Source organism: Pseudomonas sp. MF5691 (assembly GCF_016405645.1).
GTDB lineage: Bacteria > Pseudomonadota > Gammaproteobacteria > Pseudomonadales > Pseudomonadaceae > Aquipseudomonas > Aquipseudomonas shahriarae.
Genome location: NZ_JAEKDC010000063.1, coordinates 1 through 512, shown reverse-complemented (window position 1 = coordinate 512; position 512 = coordinate 1). Strand labels below are relative to the sequence as shown.

1 protein-coding gene is annotated in these 512 nt (G+C 65.0%); it reads left to right on the top strand.

All coding sequences use genetic code 11. From position 1 onward, the window contains the following. A partial coding sequence (locus JFT44_RS28545; RefSeq protein WP_198831485.1) for an AMP-binding protein occupies positions 1-512 on the top strand: 512 nt, incomplete at both ends.

Below are 512 nucleotides of genomic sequence, written 5' to 3'. Positions count from 1 at the left end.
GCCTACATGATGCAAGACAGCGGCCTGGCCCTGCTGCTGACCCAGGCACCGTTGCTGGCGCGCTTGCCGATCCCGGCCGGGGTCAGTGCCCTGGCCCTGGACCAACCGGATGCGTGGCTCGATGGCTACAGCTGCGAAAACCCGCTGCCGCGCACCACGGCCGAACACCTGGCCTACGTGATCTACACCTCCGGCTCCACCGGCAAGCCCAAAGGCGTGATGGTGCGCCATGGCGCCCTGACCAACTTTGTGTGCAGCATGGCCCGCCAGCCGGGCCTGGATGCCAATGACCGGCTGCTGTCGCTGACCACCTTTTCGTTCGATATTTTCGGCCTGGAAATCTATGGGCCACTGTTGGCTGGCGCAACCCTGGTGCTGACCGGGCAGGACATCAACCTCGACCCGCAAGCCTTGCTTGCCCTGGTCAAACAGCAGCGCATCAGCGTGTTGCAGGCCACGCCCTCGACCTGGCGCATGCTGCTCGATCACCCGCAGGCCGATGAGCTCAAGGG